The 19,632-nt window shown below is 66.5% G+C and carries 18 protein-coding genes and 1 tRNA gene; 7 read left to right on the top strand and 12 right to left on the bottom strand.

Translation table 11 applies throughout. The annotated features are described in order from the left end of the window. Positions 1-60: 60 nt before the first annotated feature. The 4 genes from A6F68_RS07520 to A6F68_RS07535 are packed head-to-tail and all read right to left on the bottom strand — an operon-like array spanning position 61 to position 4,392. A complete protein-coding gene (locus tag A6F68_RS07520; RefSeq protein ID WP_067678082.1) occupies positions 61-1,158 on the bottom strand; it encodes a mechanosensitive ion channel family protein in 1,098 nt (365 codons plus the stop codon). Further along, positions 1,158-2,354, bottom strand: a complete 1,197-nt coding sequence (gene metC / locus A6F68_RS07525) for a cystathionine beta-lyase (protein ID WP_067678090.1) — start codon at positions 2,352-2,354, stop codon at positions 1,158-1,160. Before metC ends, A6F68_RS07520 begins: the two co-directional genes overlap by 1 nt. A gap of 2 nt (positions 2,355-2,356) precedes the next feature. Then, on the bottom strand, positions 2,357-3,205 hold the full coding sequence (gene sseA, locus A6F68_RS07530) for a 3-mercaptopyruvate sulfurtransferase (RefSeq protein WP_067678093.1): 849 nt from the start codon (positions 3,203-3,205) through the stop codon (positions 2,357-2,359). Between the two features lie 50 nt (positions 3,206-3,255). Further along, positions 3,256-4,392, bottom strand: coding sequence for a hypothetical protein (locus A6F68_RS07535; RefSeq protein ID WP_067678096.1), 1,137 nt, complete (start codon positions 4,390-4,392; stop codon positions 3,256-3,258). 106 nt (positions 4,393-4,498) lie between these two features. Between A6F68_RS07535 and queF the strand changes: the two genes are divergently transcribed. Further along, the gene (gene queF / locus A6F68_RS07540; RefSeq protein ID WP_067682276.1) at positions 4,499-4,957 is read left to right on the top strand and encodes a preQ(1) synthase; all 459 of its coding nucleotides are present in this window, start codon (positions 4,499-4,501) and stop codon (positions 4,955-4,957) included. 79 nt (positions 4,958-5,036) lie between these two features. Here queF and A6F68_RS07545 read toward each other — a convergent pair whose 3' ends face one another. Beyond that, complete coding sequence (locus A6F68_RS07545) at positions 5,037-5,441, bottom strand: barstar family protein (protein WP_067678099.1); 405 nt, start codon at positions 5,439-5,441, stop codon at positions 5,037-5,039. Positions 5,442-5,680: 239 nt separating this feature from the next. Further along, positions 5,681-6,136 carry a hypothetical protein gene (locus A6F68_RS15010; RefSeq protein WP_157096685.1) on the bottom strand — a complete coding sequence of 152 codons (456 nt, stop codon included), beginning with the start codon at positions 6,134-6,136 and terminating at the stop codon, positions 5,681-5,683. A gap of 678 nt (positions 6,137-6,814) precedes the next feature. Here A6F68_RS15010 and fumC point away from each other — a divergent pair. Further along, positions 6,815-8,200 (top strand): class II fumarate hydratase, encoded by a 1,386-nt coding sequence (gene fumC, locus A6F68_RS07555; protein WP_067678105.1) that lies wholly within the window; start codon positions 6,815-6,817, stop codon positions 8,198-8,200. 71 nt (positions 8,201-8,271) lie between these two features. Here fumC and A6F68_RS07560 read toward each other — a convergent pair. From A6F68_RS07560 to A6F68_RS07570, 3 genes are all read right to left on the bottom strand, one after another. Then, positions 8,272-8,346 (bottom strand) — tRNA-Thr (locus A6F68_RS07560). 21 nt (positions 8,347-8,367) lie between these two features. Next, positions 8,368-9,255 carry a hypothetical protein gene (locus A6F68_RS07565; RefSeq protein ID WP_067678110.1) on the bottom strand — a complete coding sequence of 296 codons (888 nt, stop codon included), beginning with the start codon at positions 9,253-9,255 and terminating at the stop codon, positions 8,368-8,370. Then, complete coding sequence (locus A6F68_RS07570) at positions 9,252-10,577, bottom strand: replication-associated recombination protein A (protein WP_067678113.1); 1,326 nt, start codon at positions 10,575-10,577, stop codon at positions 9,252-9,254. The genes A6F68_RS07565 and A6F68_RS07570 overlap by 4 nt, the downstream gene beginning before the upstream one ends. 122 nt (positions 10,578-10,699) lie before the next feature. Between A6F68_RS07570 and A6F68_RS07575 the strand changes: the two genes are divergently transcribed. Together A6F68_RS07575 and A6F68_RS07580 are read left to right on the top strand one after the other, a co-directional pair. Continuing rightward, positions 10,700-11,350, top strand: a complete 651-nt coding sequence (locus A6F68_RS07575; RefSeq protein WP_232308093.1) for a PadR family transcriptional regulator — start codon at positions 10,700-10,702, stop codon at positions 11,348-11,350. 76 nt (positions 11,351-11,426) lie between these two features. Next, positions 11,427-11,900: a hypothetical protein gene (locus tag A6F68_RS07580; protein WP_232308094.1), complete on the top strand. Its 474-nt coding sequence runs from the start codon at positions 11,427-11,429 to the stop codon at positions 11,898-11,900. Position 11,901: 1 nt separating this feature from the next. Here the strand turns inward: A6F68_RS07580 and A6F68_RS07585 are convergent, their stop codons facing one another. After that, positions 11,902-13,062 carry a glycosyltransferase family 4 protein gene (locus tag A6F68_RS07585; RefSeq protein ID WP_067678116.1) on the bottom strand — a complete coding sequence of 387 codons (1,161 nt, stop codon included), beginning with the start codon at positions 13,060-13,062 and terminating at the stop codon, positions 11,902-11,904. A 172-nt stretch (positions 13,063-13,234) separates the two neighbouring features. On the opposite strand from A6F68_RS07585, the gene A6F68_RS07590 reads away from it, so the two are divergent. The 3 genes from A6F68_RS07590 (at position 13,235) to A6F68_RS07600 (ending at position 17,167) form a co-directional block, all read left to right on the top strand. Continuing rightward, positions 13,235-14,365 carry a phosphoserine transaminase gene (locus tag A6F68_RS07590; protein WP_067678118.1) on the top strand — a complete coding sequence of 377 codons (1,131 nt, stop codon included), beginning with the start codon at positions 13,235-13,237 and terminating at the stop codon, positions 14,363-14,365. A 62-nt stretch (positions 14,366-14,427) separates the two neighbouring features. Further along, positions 14,428-16,011, top strand: coding sequence for a phosphoglycerate dehydrogenase (gene serA, locus A6F68_RS07595; protein WP_067678121.1), 1,584 nt, complete (start codon positions 14,428-14,430; stop codon positions 16,009-16,011). Positions 16,012-16,030: 19 nt separating this feature from the next. Next, positions 16,031-17,167 (top strand): ATP phosphoribosyltransferase regulatory subunit, encoded by a 1,137-nt coding sequence (locus tag A6F68_RS07600; RefSeq protein ID WP_067678124.1) that lies wholly within the window; start codon positions 16,031-16,033, stop codon positions 17,165-17,167. On the opposite strand, the gene A6F68_RS07605 is transcribed toward A6F68_RS07600, so the two are convergent. Together A6F68_RS07605 and A6F68_RS07610 are read right to left on the bottom strand one after the other, a co-directional pair. Beyond that, the gene (locus tag A6F68_RS07605; RefSeq protein WP_157096686.1) at positions 17,145-17,924 is read right to left on the bottom strand and encodes a PilZ domain-containing protein; all 780 of its coding nucleotides are present in this window, start codon (positions 17,922-17,924) and stop codon (positions 17,145-17,147) included. The two genes, A6F68_RS07600 and A6F68_RS07605, sit on opposite strands and share 23 nt — an antisense overlap. Before the next feature lie 289 nt (positions 17,925-18,213). Continuing rightward, positions 18,214-19,626: a DUF1501 domain-containing protein gene (locus tag A6F68_RS07610; RefSeq protein WP_067678130.1), complete on the bottom strand. Its 1,413-nt coding sequence runs from the start codon at positions 19,624-19,626 to the stop codon at positions 18,214-18,216. Positions 19,627-19,632 lie beyond the last annotated feature (6 nt).

The raw sequence follows: 19,632 nt of genomic DNA on the forward strand, positions 1-19,632 counted from the left end.
CAGATTGCCTGTCAAACGGGGAAGGCGCGATTTTGAAATCTGCGTTTGCCGCCCGCGAAGCTAGTCTTCCCGCGGGTCGGGTTTCTCCAGCCGCTGCGATATCGCCGCGACGAGTTGCTGGAATTGCGCGTTATCGCGCAGGTTGATGTCGCGCTGGGGGAAGGGAATCTCGACGTCGTTGTCGGCAAACAGCTTCCACAATCGCTTGAGCACGTCGGACTTCACGTTGCCGACGCCCTCCTCGGGATCGTTGATCCAGCAGTGGATGATGAAGTTGACCGAGCTGTCCCCGTACGCATCGAGCCATACGGTCGGCGGCGGGCTCGTCAGGACGCGGGTCGCTCCCCGTGCCGCCTCGAGCATCAGCTTCTCGGCAACTTCGAGGTCGCAGTTATACGATACTCCGACGGGCACCTGTACCCTGACGTTGCGGCTGGAATAGGACCAGTTCTCGACCTGATTGACCATCAGGTTCTCGTTCGGGATCAGGTATTCCTTCTGGTCGCGCGTGGTGAGCGAGACGGCGCGGATGCCGATCTTGCGGATCTGTCCGAAGGTCGAGTTGCCCGCCTGGTCGGCGATCGCGATGACGTCGCCGGGCTTGATCGACCGGTCCATCAGCAGGATTATCCCTGCGATCAGGTTGCCGAAGGTCTTTTGCAGCCCGAAGCCGATGGCGAGGCCGAAGGCGCCCGAGAAAACCGCGAGCGCGGTGAGGTCGATCCCGAGGATGTCGATGCCCAGCAGGATGGCGATCGCCCAGACGGCGATGGTGATGAGCTTCTCTGCCAGCAGGCGCTGGGTCTCGTCGAACCGGGTCAGCCGGCGCAGCAGCCGCCGCGCGAAGCGGCTGAGGAAAAACGCGACGAGGTAGATGCCGACAAGGACCGACAGGAACACGATCGCGTCCCACAGCGAGACGTGGAACGAGCCGAGGTCGATGGCGATCTCGTCGAGCGTTTCGACCACGCCGGCCGCGGTGCCGCCTTTCTCGGCGACGACTTCCTTGATGCCCTCGGCTGCCTTGACCGCGGGCTCCGGAGACGGCGAGGGCGAAGGCGCGGGTGCAGCGGCGGTGGCCACCGCGTCGATTGCTCCCGTTGCGGCGTCGGCCGGAGTGTCGGTTGCGGTCTCGGTCGGCAGCGGGGTAGCGGTCATCAATTCTCCATCGCGGCGAAGGCCTGTTCGAGGTCCGCGATGAGATCGTCCGGGTCCTCTAGGCCCACCGAGAACCTGATAGCGGCGCCGTCCCCGCTTGCCAAATCGGCGTCCGGGACGCGGGTGATGGTCCTCTTCGCCTCGAACGGGACCACGAGGCTTTCGTAGCCGCCCCAGCTATAGCCGATCCCGAACAGCTCGAGCGCGTCGACGAAGCGCGCGCGGGCCTCGATGCCTCCTTTGGCGAGGACCACGCTGAACAGGCCGCACCCGCCGGTGAAATCGCGCGCCCACAGGTCGTGACCCGGCGCGCCGGGCAGCATCGGACACAGGACACGGGCGACTTCCGCTCGCGCTTCCAGCCAGGTCGCGATCTTGAGTGCAGCGGCCGTCGAGTGCGCCAGCCGCACCCCCATCGTCCTCAGGCCCCGCAAGGCGAGCGATGCATCGTCCGGCGAGACGACGTTGCCGAGCTGCTGGGCGCAGAGCCGCAGGCGGGCGTGCCATTCCGCTCCCGCGCTCGCCGAGCCCATCATCAGGTCCGAATGGCCGCCGACGTGCTTGGTCAGGCTCATCACGGAAATGTCGCAGCCGTGCGCCAGCGCCGGGAATCCCAGTGCGCTCGCCCAGGTGTTGTCGATCACGCTGGCCGCGCCCCGCTCGCGTGCGATGCGGGCGAGGGCGGGGACGTCGGAGACTTCCATCGTCAGGCTGCCGGGGCTCTCGAGCATGACCGCCGAAGTACGTTCGCAGAAGAGCGCGGCGTACGCGTCGAGGTCCAGCGGATCGAAGAACCGCGTCTCGATGCCGAAGCGCTTGAGGAAGCCGTTCGCTAGATTGCGCGTCGGCTCGTAGGCGTTGTCGGTGACGAGCAGGACGTCGCCTGGCTTGAGCACGGTGAGCAGCGCGCCCGCGATCGCCGCCACCCCGCTCGGGTAAAGCACGGTGCCCTCGGCCCCCGGCTCCAGCTCGGTCAGCGCATCGGCGAGCGCCCACTGGGTCGGAGTGCCGCGACGACCGTAATAAAAGTGGCCGTCCGCATTCGGCCGTCCCGCGGCGAGGTCGGCGCTGCTTTCGTAAAGATGGGTGCTTGTACGCCAGACCGGCGGATTCACCGCGGCTCCCGTCCATTCGCTGCGCCGTCCACCGGTGACGAGCCGCGTCCCGGCCGCGCGGTCCTTGCCCCCTTTGGCCATGGTCAGGCGGCGGCCCCCGTCTCCTTGGGGGTGGAGGGATCGGCGCCCCATTCGCTCCAGCTGCCGTCGTAGAGCGCGGCGTCTTCGACGCCCAGCCGGTGCAGCGCGAAGAGCAGCACCGAGGCGGTCACCCCGCTGCCGCAGGAAGTGACGATCGGACGGTCGAGATCGACGCCCGCGCGCTCGAACAGCGCGCGCAGTTCGTCTTCGGAGCGGAACGTGCCGTCGGCATTGTAGAGATCGCGGAAGAACAGGTTGCACGCGCCGGGAATGTGTCCGCCCGGAAGCCCGTGGACGGCATCGACCGTTTCGCCGGTGAAGCGGCCCGCATCGCGGGCGTCGATCACCTGCTCGGCGCGGGTATCGATATTCGCGAGGACCTGGTCCTTCGAGCGGACCCGGCTCCAGTCGCCGGCGATCGGCCCGGGCGTGCAGCCGTCGCATACGGTCTCCCCGGCTTCGAGCGGCCGACCTTCCGCCTTCCACTTTGCCAGCCCGCCGTCAAGGATGGCCACATCGGCCACGCCGTTCATGTGCAGGATGAACCACGCGCGCGCGGAGGTCTTCACCGCGCTGTCGTCGTACAGGACCACCCGGCTGTCCGGTGACACTCCGAGCGAGGCGAGGCGGGCCGCGACCTGCTCGTGCGTGGGGAGGGCGTTTGGCACGCTCGATCCGGCGTCCTTGAACGTCCCAAGGTCGAGGAAGCGCGCGCCGGGAATGTGCCCGGCGAGAAACTCTGCGCGGGCATCGCGATCGGGCTGGGTGGCGTGGGCCGAGGCGTCGAGCACGACGATGGTGCCGCCATCCAGCTCGCGCGCCAGCCATTCGGTCGTAACAAGGCTGTCCATGGCGCGCAGGCTAGCCGCCGCGCCGCGGCTTAGCCAGCGGCTATTCGCGCCTAGTCGAGCGCCTTCTGGCCGACCGCGTGATAGGTCTGGGGCATCTCGTCGAGCCGGAAGGGCTGCAGGCGCTGGCTGGCCCCGGGCGACTTGAGGCCGACGATGAAGGTGCGCGCGATCGGTTCCATCCCGTCGGCTTCCGCGCGCACCCTGAGCAGCGGAACGTAGACCACCGCCGTGCCGTGCGGGATCGGCCGTATCTCGCTCACCGGCAGGCGGAACTCGCCGGAGAACGACGCGCTTTCGCCCGGGTCGAGCTTCGTCAGGGACTGGACCGGGGTGAGCGCCACCGAAGGGTCGGCCAGCTGCTGGTCGGCCGGGACGCGGGCGTGCGCGGTGACGAAGTCGCCGCCGAAGCTCACGTTCTCGAGCGGATGCGCGCCCCGGTTGGTCACGCGCACATCGTAGGTGAGCGTCGCGAACATCACGCTGCGGGCAAGCTGGCGCACCTTCGCCTCGATTATCAGCGGTGGCCCGCCAATTGCCGGAGCGGGCGGCGATGCGCCCTGGCCGCCCGAAATTCGCGGCTTCTCGATAACCGGCACCGCGACGCTGCTGCTGACTCCGGAGCGCCGGCGCAGGAAGAAAGCGCCCGCGCCGAGCACCGCAAGGGCCAGCAAGCCGACCAGCGCAAAGAGCCAGCCGGGGGTTCCCTCATCGACCGGAGCGTCGCTTGCCGCAGGGCTCGCGGCGCTCTCGGCGCCCGGGGACACCGGCGGGAGCACGCTCGGCTCGGCTCCGGGCGCCGCCGAGGGAAACGGTGCCGGGCTATCGGCAATGGCCTCCGCGGCAGGCGAATCGGCGGCGGCAGGAGGCGTGAATCGCGGGGGCAGCGTGCTGCTGCGCGGCGGCAGGATCGCGCGCTGGGTCGGCGTCGCGGCCGGCGCGGGGGTCGGAGCCGGTGCGGCGGTGGCGCGCGGCGTCGGGGTAGGCGTCGGCGTGCGAGGGCGCGTCAGGATCGGTGCGTCGGGATCGACCGGGCCCTGGATGTCGGTGGGCGTGGGCGTCGGGTTGGTCGGCAGGCGAAAACCGCCCGGCGCCGGGGTCGGCGTCGGAGCCGCGTCCTGCGCAAGGCCGGGCGCGGCAAGAATGCCGACGGCAAGCGCGAACAGGCTGACTGGTCCGAAGTGTCTCATGGCTCCCGGTGCCGCGTCCAAAGCGTGGGAAGCGCTGAATAGGCACTGAATTGCCCGAGTCCACCGCCGCCTTGCGATGAAGCGCGATTCCCGTCAGATGCGCGGCATGAGCGACACACCTGCAACCATGCACCTCGGCCAGACGAGCGCGCTGCCTGCTTCTCCGCAAGAGGCGGTGCTCGACTACGTGCCCAACCCGCGCGCGGGCATGCTCTACCTCGTCCGTTTCGCCGCGCCCGAGTTCACCTCGCTGTGCCCGGTCACCGGCCAGCCCGACTTCGCGCACCTGGTGATCGACTACGCGCCGGGCGAGACCATCGTCGAATCGAAGAGCCTCAAGCTGTTTCTCGGCTCCTTCCGCAACCACTGCGGTTTCCACGAGGACGTCACCGTCGGCATCGGCCAGCGCCTCGCCGAGGAGATGAAGCCCCGCTGGCTGCGCATCGGCGGCTACTGGTACCCGCGCGGCGGCATCCCAATCGACGTTTTCTGGCAAACCGGCACGCCGCCCGAGGGGCTATGGGTGCCCGAACAGGGCGTGCAGGGGTATCGCGGGCGGGGGTGAGGGGCGGTCAGGCCTACGGCTGTTATCGGGTGATAACGCGGGTGGTCGGGACGTCTACTTTTGGGGTGGAAAACGGACGTCACTCTAGCAGAAGATGGACGCCGTCTTTTGCTTCTTCGCCGTCACCGCCATGGACACGGATGATCTCTACAAGCCAGTCGAAGACAGTAGCTCCCACGCCCTGCTGCGCGCGTCTCAGGTCCGCTTTCACGGTATCTCGGTAAGCGGGATGACAGCGCCTCAGCCGTTTCTCGAGTTGTCTCGCAGTTTCAGGATAGCCAAGGTTGGCACGCGACGCGGCAGAATGGGTCCATCGAAGAACGAAACCATCTGCCGGAGTGCCAAAGCCCCCGCGCAGTATGTCGTTGAATGCGTCGAGGTTGCGCCCCCAATCCGCATCGGGAATGAGCACGCTGCTGACTTGGTCGTAAAAGGTTTCAAGCGAAGTAATCTTGGCACCGTCGAGAACATATTCCTTCGTCATTACCTACGCGTAGTGCGGGTGGACCAACGTCCGCAATGGGGTCGTTTGCTGTCCGACCGTTTTTCTCGGATCAAGGGCAGAAGCTGCCAGTCGGCTTTCAGACGCGGCTCGGATGAGATCGAACGTCTGCCATGGGGTGGAAAGCGGACAGATTCCGATCGCGGCGGCGGCTTAAAGCTGAGCCAAGTAATTAGAGGGCGCCCAAGCCAGGGCGCCCCCCAAGAACGTGCAGCTAGCCCTTACTTGCGCCATTGTCCCGTGCCGCTTCCCCCTGCGACTTTGCCCGCATATGTAATTCCGCCCCCCTTGCCAGCGTACATACCGGTCTTGCCGTAGAGCCCGCCAACGCAGCCCATCATGGTGCGTTCTTTATCCTGAAAATTGCACCCCCAGACCGAGGTATATGCGCCTGCGGGACTGGTCGCGTCGCAAATCGCGTGCATATGAAAGATGGCGTCATTTGGCGGCTGAGTTGTGCTGATGCAGGTGTAGGTCTCAGCAGTCTTTTTGCCGTCTGCCCAAACTGTATTAGTTGATCCTGTCCAATATGAACCGGCAACAGGTACCCCGTCCGGACCGGTCGTGCCAACCGTCGTCGGAGTTTTCGCTACAGCATCGAAGGTGAATGTTTGCGCTTGGGCGGGCATTGCGATTGCAGATGCCGCTGCGAGGCAGGTGACGAAAATTGAACGCATGTCGAAAACCCCTTCAATGAGTCCGACCAATCGTCCGAAAACAAGCTCAAAGATCTCTGCGATACATCTTGCGACCGCAAGGCGTTGCATCCACGACGACGGCCCAACCGTCGATTCGCGGCCCGAACAAAGTGTACGGCTCTGTCGGACAATGTCTAACCGTTTTCCCCTTCCCCGCTATTACGGCGAGCCTAACCTTGGTCGGTCCAGCGTTCGGAGTCCAACGAGGCTCCAAACCATGCAATAGAATGGACGAGCCGGCAGCTTGATCTCACGTGGCGGGCGCTCGATCAGTTTCGAACGTCCGCAATGGGGTCGTTAGCGGTCTGGCTGCTTTCCGTTCATTCTCCGCACTCATCACCAAGGGTTTGACCAGACCCCCGCTGCCGTTACCGACTCTGCACCACCGCCGCTCAGCCCGAGCATGTTTTGGCGGCAGTTCGAGATGTGCCGGTGAGCACCGCTTGTGCCCTGCCGAAACCATTTTCCTACGCTCCTGATAGTGCATACAGGTCTTGCTTCGCTTTTTTTCGAACGGAGCAGCGGATCATGATCGCGGCCGCCAGTTTCACGCCGACCTTGACGCCGCGCACGGCAGCGCCGGTGCGATTTAGGTGTGTACTTCGTGTCGCCTTTCGCCGCCTTGCGCCCCGGCTTTCTCGGGCCCAGAACCGGCCCATGACCACCCGCACCGAAACCGACACCTTTGGCCCCATCGAGGTGCCCGCCGACCACCTCTGGGGCGCGCAGACGCAGCGTAGCCTGCAGAACTTCCGCATCGGCGGCGAGACCATGCCTCTGCCGCTGATCCGCGCGCTGGGGGTGATCAAGCGCGCCGCGGCGGAGGCCAATCGCGAGCTCGGGGTGCTCGACGGCAGGCTGGCCGAAGCGATCGTCGCGGCGGCGCAGGAAGTCATCGACGGCAAGCTCGACGGCGAATTCCCGCTGGTCGTCTGGCAGACCGGATCGGGCACCCAGTCGAACATGAACGCCAACGAGGTGATCGCCAACCGGGCGATCCAGATGCTCGGCGGCGAACTGGGTTCGAAGGCGCCGGTCCATCCCAACGACCACGTCAACATGTCGCAGAGCTCGAACGACACGTTCCCGAGCGCGATCACCGTCGCGGCGGCGGGGGAGGTGGTGCGGCACCTGCTCCCAGCATTGAAGGCGATGCACGCCGAGCTGGCGGCCAAGGCGGCCGGGTGGGACGACATCGTCAAGATCGGGCGCACGCATACTCAGGATGCGACCCCGCTGACGCTGGGACAGGAATTCTCGGGCTATGCGGCGCAGGTCGAGGCGGCGATCGCGCGGATCGAGCTGGCGCTGCCGGGCCTCTACGAGCTGGCGCAGGGCGGCACCGCCGTGGGCACCGGGCTCAATGCGCCCGATGGCTTCGCGGAAACTGTCGCCGCGAAGATCGCCGCGATCACCGGGCTGCCGTTCGTCACCGCGCCCAACAAATTCGCCGCGCTCGCCGCGCAGGACGCGCTGGTGTTCGCGCACGGCGCGCTGAACGCGCTCGCGGCGAGCCTCTACAAGATCGCCAGCGACATCCGCCTGCTCGGTTCGGGGCCGAGGGCGGGGCTAGGGGAGCTGGCGCTGCCCGAGAACGAGCCGGGCAGTTCGATCATGCCGGGCAAGGTCAACCCGACGCAGGTCGAGGCGCTGACCCAGGTCTGCGTCGAGGTCTTCGGCAACCACGCCGCGCTGACCTTCGCCGGGTCGCAGGGGCAGTTCGAACTCAACGTCTATCGCCCGGTCATGGCGTGGAACTTCCTGCGCTCGGTGCGCCTGCTCGGCGACGCGGCGGCGAGCTTCACCGAGAACCTGCTGAAGGGTCTCGAGCCGAGGCGCGAGAGCATCGCGCGCGGGGTGGAAAACAGCCTGATGCTGGTCACCGCGCTCGCGCCCGAGATCGGCTACGACCGCGCGGCGGCCATCGCCAAGGCTGCGCACAAGTCGGGCAGCACCCTGCGCGAAGCGGCGTTGGAAGCGGGCGTAAGCGCGGAAGACTTCGACCGGCTGGTCCGGCCTGAGGACATGGTGGGGCGCACTTGACCTCGCCCTTCGCTGTCGCTCGGGAGTTTCGACCCAAAACCATCCCCCGGATGGTTTTGTGCAGTCGAAACTGGTGCCGGCTGAGGGATTTGAACCCCCGACCTTCGGTTTACAAAACCGCTGCACTACCACTGTGCTAAGCCGGCTCCCGGAAACGCGCCTTTCGATCAGAGCGCGCCGAATGTCCAGCCCTCGGTGCGGGCGATGTCGGGAGTGAGGCCCGCCGGGCTCCAGTACTCAGGGCGATGGGCAACCGAACGCAGCCAGGCCGCGGTAACCAACGCGTCGGACGAGTGGTCGTCGATCGGGCCGGTCCCTGCAACGGGAGGAGAGCCAAGTTCGGCGAGCCTTTCGCCGAGGTCCTCGAACGTGCGGATCTTGCTAGCGCCCTTGCGCACGCCTGCACCGCGCGCGGCGATCGAGGTGTACATCTCCACGATCACCGACCCGCTCTCCGGCAGCGGGTCGACCGGCCAGACCGGCACCCGTCCCCGAAGCCGGTGCAGCATGCGCATGCCGGTCAGGCTCGACTTGCCGACCTGCGCGGCGCCAATGAGGTTGAAATTGCTCACCGGGCGAACGCCCTGCGCGCGCTGGGCGTGCTCGCTCCGCCGGAAGCGGCCCTCGCGAGTGGGCGCGTCGGCGAGATGGAACCGGTCGCCGACGTGCTCGGCGGAATGCCGGAAGAAGCGCGAAGCCTCTGGATGGCGCACGAAGCCGGACGCGGCGAGATGGTCGTCGGCGGCGCAGGTCTCGTCGATCAGCCGCCACAGGCTCCGCGCGTCGGGTGGACTTGCGGCCCATCCCGGAAAGTACCCGCCCGCATCGGCGAAAGGCAGCGCGATCCCGAGGTCCATCCCGACGAGCGTGTCGGGGGGAAGGTCTTCGGTCAGGATGGCAAGCACGTCGGTTCGCGACCAGCCTCGACCCGGATTGACCAGGACCGGCGGACCGCCATCGAGGTGCGCCAGTGCGAGTGCGATGCCCTTCTGGCGCTCGCCGGCCGCGCCCGACCAGTCGATCGCCAGGAAGTGCCTGAAGCGCCCCGGCCTCATTCCTGCTCGCGCTCGGCGCGCAGCCTGGCCCAATATTCGAGGCGCTTCCTCACTTCGCGCTCGAAGCCGCGCTCGACCGGGGTGTAGAACTGCTGCCGCCGGATCTCCTCTGGCCAATAGTCCGCGCCGGAGAATCCTTCGTCCGCATCGTGGTCGTAGGCATATCCCTTGCCGTAGCCGACATCCTTCATCAGCTTGGTCGGCGCGTTGAGGATGTGCGCTGGCGGCATCAGGCTGCCGGTTTCCTTCGCGCTGCGCCACGAGGACTTGAAGGCCATGTAGGCCGCGTTCGATTTGGGCGCGGTGGCGCAATAGAGGCAGGCCTGAACGATCGCCAGTTCGCCCTCGGGGCTGCCGAGAAACTCGTAGGCGTCTTTCGCGGCGAGGCACTGGACCAGCGCCTGCGGATCGGCGAGGCCGATGTCCTCGCTCGCCGCGCGGACCAGGCGCCGCAGCACGAACAGCGGCTCCTCGCCCGCCACCAGCATCCGCGCCATGTAATATAGCGCCGCGTCGGGATCGGACCCGCGCAGCGCTTTGTGCCACGCGGAAATGAGGTTGTAGTGCCCCTCCCGGTCCTTGTCGTAGACTGCGACGCGGCGCTGCAGGAACTTGCCGAGCTCGCCCGGGTCGAGCGGAGCCGGGATTTGCGCTGCATAGAGCGTTTCGGCCTGGTTGAGCAGGAAGCGACCGTCGCCGTCCGCGCTCGCGACCAGCGCCTCGCGCGCATCTGGCGTAAGGGGCAGGAGGCCCTCGAGCGCTTCGGCCTTGTCGAGCAGGCTGCCCAGTGCCGCCGCGTCGAGCCGGCGGAGGATGAGCACCTGTGCGCGGCTGAGCAGCGCGGCGTTGAGCTCGAAGCTCGGGTTCTCGGTCGTCGCGCCGACGAGCGTGACGGTGCCGCGTTCGACGAAGGGCAGGAAGCCGTCCTGCTGCGCGCGATTGAAGCGGTGGATCTCGTCCACGAACAGCAGCGTCCGTTGGCCCGCCTGCGCGGCCTTGTCGGCTTCGGCGAACGCCTTCTTGAGGTCGGCAACTCCGCTGAAGACCGCGCTGATCGAGGCAAAGCGCATTCCCACCGCATCAGCCAGCAGGCGGGCGATGCTCGTTTTCCCGGTACCGGGCGGGCCCCACAGGATCATGCTCGACAGCCTGCCGGCCGCGACCATGCGCCCGATGGCGCCCTCGGCGCCGGTGAGGTGCTCCTGTCCCACGACCTCGTCCAGCGCACGCGGGCGCAACCGGTCTGCAAGAGGCGCATCCTCGCGGGGCTGGTCGAGGCCGGGCGCGGTCGTCGCAACGGTGTCTGGAAATAGGTCGGCCATCGCGATCGTATGTAGGAAACGAAGCGGCGGACCGCGAGGGGGGTTGAACTTCGATGCATCTAAGATATATCGTGAAGCATCGTAAGGAAGGATCTAAGATGCGACATGGATTTCAACGCGACATGAAGCGCGCGATGAAGGCAGCGATCGCCGCCAAGATGGCGGCGCGCAGCGCGGGACGTGGATGGGGCGATGAGGGTCCGTTCGGGCCGCACGGCCCGTTCGGCGCCAATGGGCCGTGGGGGCCCGGCGGGCCATTTGGTCCCAACGGCCCTTGGGGCGGTGACGGCGGTGGGCCTCGCGCTCGACGCCGGCGGATGTTCGGGCAGGGCGAGCTGCGTCTTGCGCTGCTCAAGCTGATCGCCGACCAGCCGCGTCACGGCTATGAACTGATCAAGGCGATCGAGGAGATGACCGGCGGCGGCTATGCCCCGAGCCCCGGTGCTGTCTACCCGACCCTCCAACTCCTCGCCGACGAAGGCGTGATCGAGGAGAAGGCCGACGACGCCAGCGCGCGGAAACCGTTCGCGATCACTCCAGCCGGCGAGCAGGAACTGGTCGACAAGGCGGACGAGGTTTCCGCGCTGTTCGAGCGCCTGTCCGAGCACGGCGAACACCAGCAGCGTACCCGCAGCCCGCACCTGTTTCGCGCGATGGGCAATCTTGCGCAGGTCCTCAAGCACAAGGCGCGCGGCGGCGGTCTCGACGAGGACGCGATAAACGAGATCGTCGACATGATCGACGAGATGGCCAAGCGCATCGAGCGGCTCTGACCTGCACGCGATTGGCGGACCCGCTGCGGCGTGATAGAAACGCCGCAGCGGGTCGCTGAACTGTGGAGGGGCAGTTATGGACGAAACGATCGAAACCGGGCCAATGCGGGCGGGAACGCCATGGCATGTCTGGGTAGTCGGCGTGCTGGCGCTGCTGTGGAACACTTTCGGCGCTTACGACTACATCATGTCGAAGACCGGCAACCGCGACTATCTCGCCTCGATGATGGAGCCCGTCGGCGTCACGGTAGACGATGCGATCGCATACATGAACGCCATGCCGCTCTGGGCGAACATCGGCTGGGGCCTGGGCGTGTGGGGCGCGGTGGCGGGATCGCTGCTTGTCCTGCTGCGCAGCCGCTTCGCATTCCACGCGTTTGTCGTGTCGCTTATCGGCCTCGTGCTCGGCACGTTCCACCAGCTGTCGAGCCCGATGCCGGGAATGACCGACACCACCACGCCGATGATCTTCACGGCAGTGATCTTCGTGATCACGTTGCTGCTGATCTGGTACACGCGGCGGCAGAGCGCGAACGGGGTGCTGCGCTGACCTAGCGCCTCTTCAGATCGTTTCGCACCGCCAGCACCCTCAGATAGGTGTCGGCGACCGCCTTGTTTATCGCGTCCCATTCGAACGCCTTCGCGCGGTCCGCGCCCGCTTGCCCGTGGGCGATACGTAGTGCCGGGTCGGCCACGTATCCGGCTATCCTGTCGGCATAGGCCCCGGCGTCGCGCGGAGGGACGAGGTAGCCGTTGATCCCATCCTCGACCAGACTGGCAGCGCCCGTCGCGTCGGCTGCCACCACGGGCACACCGCACGCCATGGCCTCCAGCGTGACGTTGCCGAACGTTTCGGTCACGCTGGGGTTGAGCAGCACGTCCATCGAGGCGACCGCGCGGCCGAGATCGGCACCGCCCTGGAAGCCGACGAAGCAGGCGGTCGGCATCTTGTCCTCGAAGGCCGCACGGGCGGGACCGTCGCCGATGACCAGCACCTTGTGCGGCACTTCGCGTCGTTCGAGCTCGGCGACGACGTCTCCGAAAACGTCGAGGCCTTTCTCCAGAACGAGCCGTCCGAGGAATCCGACGACGACATCGCCATCGGCAAACCCCAGTTCCCGCCGCCATGCATGGTCGCGCCGCTCCGGATTGAATATCTGGTGTTCGACCCCGCGAGACCACAATCCGATGTCCCGGTTCATCTTTTGCTCGCGCAGCGTGTCGATCATGCTGGGCGAAGGGGTGACCAGCGCGTCGCAGCGCCGATAGAGTTTGCGCAGCCATGCCTCGACGGCCGGCTCCATGAAACCGAGCCTGTAATAGCGCGGGTAGGTCTCGAACCGGGTATGGACGCTGGCAACAACCGGCAGGTTGCGTTCGCGCGCCCAACTGGCGGCCTCGCGCGCCGCGAAATCCGGCGAGGAGATATGCACGACATGCGGGTCGAACGCGGCAAGGTCCTCGCGCACGCGTTTGCCGAGCCAGGCCGGCACCCGATATTCGCTGCGACCGGGTATCGCGATCGAGGGCAGGCTGACGAGCTCACCCTTGGGTTCGAACGGCGGTTTTTCGATCGTCGGCGAATAGACGCGCACCTGCGCCCCTTGCCGCAGCAGGTAATCGACTAGGCGATTGAGCGCCTTGTTCGCGCCGTCGACCGTCATGGCGTAATTGCCGCTGAAAAGCGCGATGCGGAGGTCGGATACCTGCATTGCGCGGCCATATGAGCGTCACATTGGTTTGGCGAGAGGGGAACCGACGCTGCGCAAAGGCGCTTTGCCGGATAATCCGATTGCGCGCTTGACTTGCTGCGCCGCAACATTAGTGCGGCCGGCGGGCCACGCGGTCCCAACGCCGCGCGTGCTCTCTGCAAGGAGAGACTACATGACTGATACCCCGCCGTTGCCGGCTTTGAAGCCGGCGCGCCCCTATTTCTCTTCCGGTCCCTGCGCGAAGCCGCCGGGCTGGTCCCCCGACAAGCTGGCCACCGAATCGCTCGGGCGTTCGCACCGTTCGAAGATCGGCAAGGCGCGCCTGCAGTACTGCATCGACCTCATCCGCGAAGTGCTCGAGGTGCCTGAGACGCACCGCATCGGCATTGTGCCCGGGTCGGACACCGGCGCGGTCGAAATGGCGATGTGGACGATGCTGGGTGCGCGCGGCGTGACCACGCTGGCGTGGGAGAGCTTCGGCGAGGGCTGGGTGACCGATGCGGTCAAGCAGCTCAAGATCGATCCCACGGTGATCCGCGCCGACTACGGCCAGCTTCCCGATCTCGGCGAGGTGAATTTCGCCGACGACGTGATCTTCACCTGGAACGGCACCACTTCCGGTGTTCGCGTACCGAACGGCGACTGGATCGCCGCCGACCGCGTAGGCCTGACCATTGCCGATGCGACCAGCGCGGTGTTCGCGCAGGACATCGCCTGGGACAAGGTCGATGTGCTGACCTTTAGCTGGCAGAAGGTGCTGGGCGGGGAAGGCGCGCACGGCGTGCTGATACTCGGCCCTCGCGCGGTCGAGCGGTTGGAGAGCTATACTCCCGAATGGCCGTTGCCGAAGGTCTTCCGCCTCGTGTCGAAGGGCAAGCTTGCCGAGGGCGTCTTCAAGGGCGAGACGATCAACACCCCGTCGATGCTCGCGGTCGAGGATGCGATCTTCGCGCTCGAGTGGGGCAAGTCGCTCGGCGGCCTCTCCGCCATGAAGGCCCGGGCAGATGCCAACGCCGCTGCTCTCGACGCCATCGTGCAGAGCCGCGAATGGCTGGGCCACCTCGCTGCCGATCCCGCGAGCCGCTCCAACACCAGCGTCTGCCTGACGGTCGACGGTGCCGACGAGGCGCGCATCAAGGCGATGGCCAAGCTGCTCGAAGAGCACGATGCCGCCTACGACGTCGCGGGCTATCGCGACGCCCCGGCGGGCCTGCGCATCTGGTGCGGTGCCACGGTCGAGACCGCCGACATCGAGGCGCTCGGGCCCTGGCTCGACTGGGCCTACGCGGCGACTGCAGCCTGACTTTCGCGTGAGCGGGCCCCGTGCCCGCCGCGTCTTTTCATTTGCATTCAAGGAGGCCGACGATGGCCAAGCCCAAAGTTCTCATCAGCGACAAGATGGACCCCAACGCCGCGAAGATCTTCGAAGAGCGCGGCTGCGACGTCGACGTGATCACCGGCGAAACGCCCGAACAGCTCATCGCCCGCATCGGCGAATACGATGGCCTCGCCATCCGCAGTTCGACCAAGGTGACGAAGGAAATCCTCGACGCCGCGACCAACCTCAAGGTCATCGGCCGCGCCGGGATCGGGGTCGACAACGTCGATATTCCCTACGCCAGCGGCAAGGGCGTGGTCGTGATGAACACCCCGTTCGGCAACTCGATCACCACCGCCGAACACGCCATCGCGCTGATGTTCGCGCTCGCCCGCCAGATTCCCGAGGCCAACGAGCTGACGCAGAAGGGCGAGTGGCCGAAGAACGGCTTCATGGGCGTCGAAGTGACCGGCAAGACCCTCGGGCTCATCGGCGCGGGCAACATCGGCTCGATCGTCGCCAGCCGCGCGCTCGGCCTGCGGATGAAGGTCGTCGCCTACGACCCGTTCCTGACCGAGGAGCGCGCTGTGGAACTGGGCATCGAGAAGGTCGACCTCGAAACGCTCCTCAGCCGTGCCGACTTCATCACGCTGCATACCCCGCTGACCGACCAGACCCGCAACATCCTGAGCCGCGAGCGGCTCGAAAAGACCAAGAAGGGTGTGCGCATCGTCAACTGCGCGCGGGGCGGTCTGATCGACGAAGCGGCGCTGAAGGATCTGCTGGACAGCGGGCACATCGCGGGCGCCGCCCTCGACGTCTTCGCGGTCGAGCCGGCGAAGGATTCGCCGCTGTTCGGAACGAAGAACTTCATCTGCACCCCGCACCTCGGCGCTTCCACGACCGAGGCTCAGGTCAACGTCGCGCTGCAAGTTGCCGAGCAGATGGCCGACTACCTCGTCAACGGCGGGGTCACCAACGCGCTCAACATGCCGTCGCTCAGCGCCGAGGAGGCGCCCAAGCTGCGCCCCTACATGAAGCTCGCAGAAAACCTCGGCAGCCTCGTCGGCCAGCTCGCCCACGGAAACCTCACGCAGATTTCGATCGAGCGCGAAGGTGCCGCAGCCGAGCTCGCCGGCAAGCCACTCGAGGCAGCGGTGCTGGCGGGCTTCATGCGCCGCTATTCGGATAGCGTGAACATGGTCAACGCGCCGTACCTCGCGAAGGAGCGCGGCATGGACGTGCGCTCGATCCGCCACGAGCGCGAGGGCGCGTACAATACCCTGCTTCGTGTCACCGTCGGTACCGATGCCGGTGACCGCTCGGTTGCAGGTACGCTCTTCGGTCAGGACAACGCCCGGCTGGTCGAGATTTTCGGCATCGGCATCGAGGCGGAACTGGCCGGCCACATGCTCTACATCGTGAACGAGGACGCGCCTGGTTTCATCGGGCGCATCGGCACCCTGTTGGGCGAGAGCGGGATCAACATTGGCACGTTCCACCTCGGCCGCCGCGATGCCGGGGGCGAGGCGGTGCTGCTCTTGAGCGTCGACCAGGCCATTCCCAAGAACGTGATCGATGCCGCGTGCAAGCTCGAAGGCGTGAAGACCGTCATGGCGCTCGAGTTCTGACCGCGCTAGGGCGCCGCCTGTGACCGATCCGACCGCCGACCTGCTGCCCATCGGGCTCGAGGACCGCTTGCCGGCCTCGGCCCGCGCGCTCACGCGGGCCCGACGCGCAGCGCTCGATGCCATGGACGCCCATGGATACGACAGGGTCATCCCGCCGCTGATCGAGTTCGAGAAGTCGATGGCAACGCGGATGAGCGGGGTGGCAACGCGCCGCATGTTCCGCTTCGTCGACCCCGCGTCGCTGCGCACACTGGCGCTGCGGAGCGACATAACCGTGCAGGTCGGGCGTATAGCCGCGACCAGCATGGCAGGCGCCCCGCGGCCCTTGCGGCTGTGCTATGCAGGCGAGGTTGCGGTGATTGCCAGCGATCAGCTCGATCCGGCGCGCGAACGGCTGCAAATCGGGGCGGAACTGATCGGCAGCGATAGCGCGGCGGCAGCGGCGGAGATCGTGGTTCTCGCGATCGAGGCGCTGAGCGCGGCGGGGGCCACAGGCATCTCGGTCGATTTCACCCTGCCGGACCTCGTCGACACGCTGGCCGCCTCAGCCCTGCCGATTGCGGCCGATCGCATCGATGACGTTCGCCGGGAGCTTGATGCGAAGGACGCCGGTGCGCTGAAAGCCGCAGGCGGCGAGAGCTATCTCCCACTGCTCTATGCCGCGGGGCCGTTTGATGATGCGGTCTCCAGGCTCGCGGAAATCGATGCGGGCGGCGCGCTCGCCTCGCGGATAGCCGGCCTGAAGGACATCGCTGCGCGCGTGGGCGACAAAGCGCGCGTCACGCTCGATCCGGCGGAACGGCACGGCTTCCAGTACCAGAGCTGGTTCGGCTTCACGCTCTATGCCGAGGGGGTGCGCGGCACCTTGGGGCGCGGCGGCACCTATCGTGCCGGCGGAGACGAGCCCGCGACCGGTTTCTCGCTCTACATCGATCCGCTGGTGGACGCCCTCGGGGGCGCCCCGCAGGGCGATCTTCTGTTCCTTCCTCTAGGCCACGATCCAGAAGTCGCGGCGCGGCTGCGCGCGATTGGCTGGCGGACCCTGCAGGCGCTGGATGCCGAAGAGGATCCCAGGCGGTTGGGCTGTACCCACGTACTCGACGCGGGAGAGACCCGGCCCGCCTGGGGTCGTGTCAGCCCGTTTCGGCAAGCATGATCGAATCCTTCGGCAGCGACAGCCCGAACTGCTCGCCGCGCTTCCAGATGATCGTGCCCCAGATCGGTTGGCAGCCGGCAAAACGCACCTCCAGTGTTTCGCCGATCTCCTGGCCGATGGACCCACTCGCCATGACCCCGCTTCCCGAGATGTTGGCAATCTCGGCGGGCCGGTCCGCGGGACCAATCGCCATTTCGGCGTCGTCCGGAGCGGGATAGCGGGGCTCATGCCGGTGATCGGACATGCGTGCCGTGTTCCTCCGGACCAAAGTGAAGATCGACTTGCCGCCCTCGATCGGCTGCTTGTCGAGGAGCAGGCCAGGGTCCGGTACGACGTAACCCGACCGGATCTGGTCGCGTCGCGAGCCGCTGGGGCGCTCTTTCGGCGGGTCCTGCGGACGGCTGGGGGCTGTCCACGACAGCATCGGCGCAGGCGGCGCGCCGTGACCGTGCAAGGAGATCAACCGCTGGAAGACGGCGGGATGAAGCCGCCTTTCGAAAATAAGCCCACTACGTCCTTCCTCTGTCCAGCAGACCCGGGCGGTGAGGCTTTCAAGACCCGGAATCCGTACGAAGACGTCGGCGTCGGGATCAGGGATGAGATGCATGCCGCCAATGCGGCATCCAGCGGTCGAAAGTTCGTGGAGCGTCGCGGGCACCTGGCTCGCACCGCGCTTGCGCACTGCCGCAGTCACTTCGAGCGAGAACCGCCCTTCGCAGCGCCGTTCGCCCTCCGTCTGCTCGCTGCTGCTCATCATCGCATTGTCCTTTGTCTGCCGAACCTGGCTCGGCTTCCGACGATGAATGGCTCTGGTGCGACCCGGCATGTCCATTCCGTGCGGAAGCCGGTGGGAGCATTCTCCCGTGGCGAGCAGAAAGGCGACAAACCTGTCGCGGGGCAACGCGAAAGCGACGGACGTCCCAGGTTGGGGTTAATCGATAACGAGGGGTTAATTACCCGCCTTCGGCCGCTTAACTACGTAAGCGTCTGCAAGTGGGCGCTTGCTGTCGATTGACCTGCCGCCCCGACCTTTTTGGCGCGCTCTATCAGCCCATGAAGCCGAGATTCGGACTGGCAAAGCGGCCGATGTTGGGTGCGATGCTCGAAAGCTCGCTGTCGGCGACTCCGAACCACCGGGCAAGGGTCGCGGAGTACTGATCGACGGACGTCGAAGGAAGCAGGCGGCCCTGGCCGACTTGGTCGTCGGATGTGACCGACACGCTCGGCGCGCGGCCGTAGAATCGGCCGCCCTGAACCGCACCGCCGAGGATGAAATGGTGGCCGCCCCATCCGTGGTCGCTGCCATCCCCGTTGGAGCTCAGCGTGCGTCCGAAATCCGAGGCGGTGAAGGTGGTCACCTGGTTCGCCACGCCCAGTTCGACGGTCGCCCGGTAGAATGCGTCCATCGCGAAATCGACCTGGCCGAGCAGCGCCTCGTGCGAGCCGATGAGGTCGTCGTGATGGTCGAACCCGCCAAGGCTGACGAGAAATACCTGACGAGTCACCCCCAGCGCGCTGCGCGCTGCGATCATCCGGGCAACCACCGACATCTGGGTAGCGAGACGGTTGGTGGTAGGACCGAAATCGGTCGTGAGCGAGGTCGTCGCGAGCGCGTTGTTGACGAAGCCGCCGAACTCGATCGAGCGCGCCATAACCTGGGCGTAGTCCATCTCGAGGACATGACCGTTGTGCGCACGCAGCAGGGAGGAAAGAGCGGTCTGTGCGGCGGATGAGTTGTATATACGCCTCCCAAGCCCGCTGATCGTCACCGCGCCGGAGGTCTGTACCTGATAGGGCAGGGCGTTGCGCCCCGACAGGAAGACTGCGTTGCCGGTCGCGTTGATCGCGGTGAACATCGAATTCGTGTTCGAGGACAGCGCCAGGTCTCCCATCCGTCCGCCCCAGCCGGTCACCGATCCCTCGGGCGCGGAACTCTGCCAGGTCGATTGCTGGTCGTTGTGCGAGAACAGCTTCGGCGGCTTGGGGAAGCTGACGTTGTTGCTGCTGTTGTATTCGGCACGGGTCAGCGGAACGATCAGCGGGCCGACGTTGAGCAGCGGCGCCATCTTGCCTTCGTCGAACCGCGCCTTGAGCCGGGGCATCGTCGGAGCGATCGCATAGCGGATGTCGTCGGTCAGTACCTGCGACTGGGGCTGGACCAGGACAGTGTTCGCAAGGCTCGACTGCGACAGGGCAATCCCGCTCGTCCCCCCGCGGATCGTCGAATAGCGGCCGTAGTTGAGGTTGTCGTAAGGGATGAGTGTGTTGGCGTAATCGTTGCCTCCGTAAAGGAAGACGCAGACCAGCGCCTTGTATCCGCCAGCCGAACTGAACGCTGCCGCCTCGCCGATCCCGGCAAGGCCGAGGGCATAGGCGCTGGCGGACCCGGCTACCGCCAGGTGCCCGGTACGCTGGAGGAACGCGCGCCGCGAAATCTCGTCGCTCTTGCCGATGAACATTGCCGC

Origin of the sequence: Tsuneonella dongtanensis (assembly GCF_001698205.1) — a bacterium.
GTDB lineage: Bacteria > Pseudomonadota > Alphaproteobacteria > Sphingomonadales > Sphingomonadaceae > Tsuneonella > Tsuneonella dongtanensis.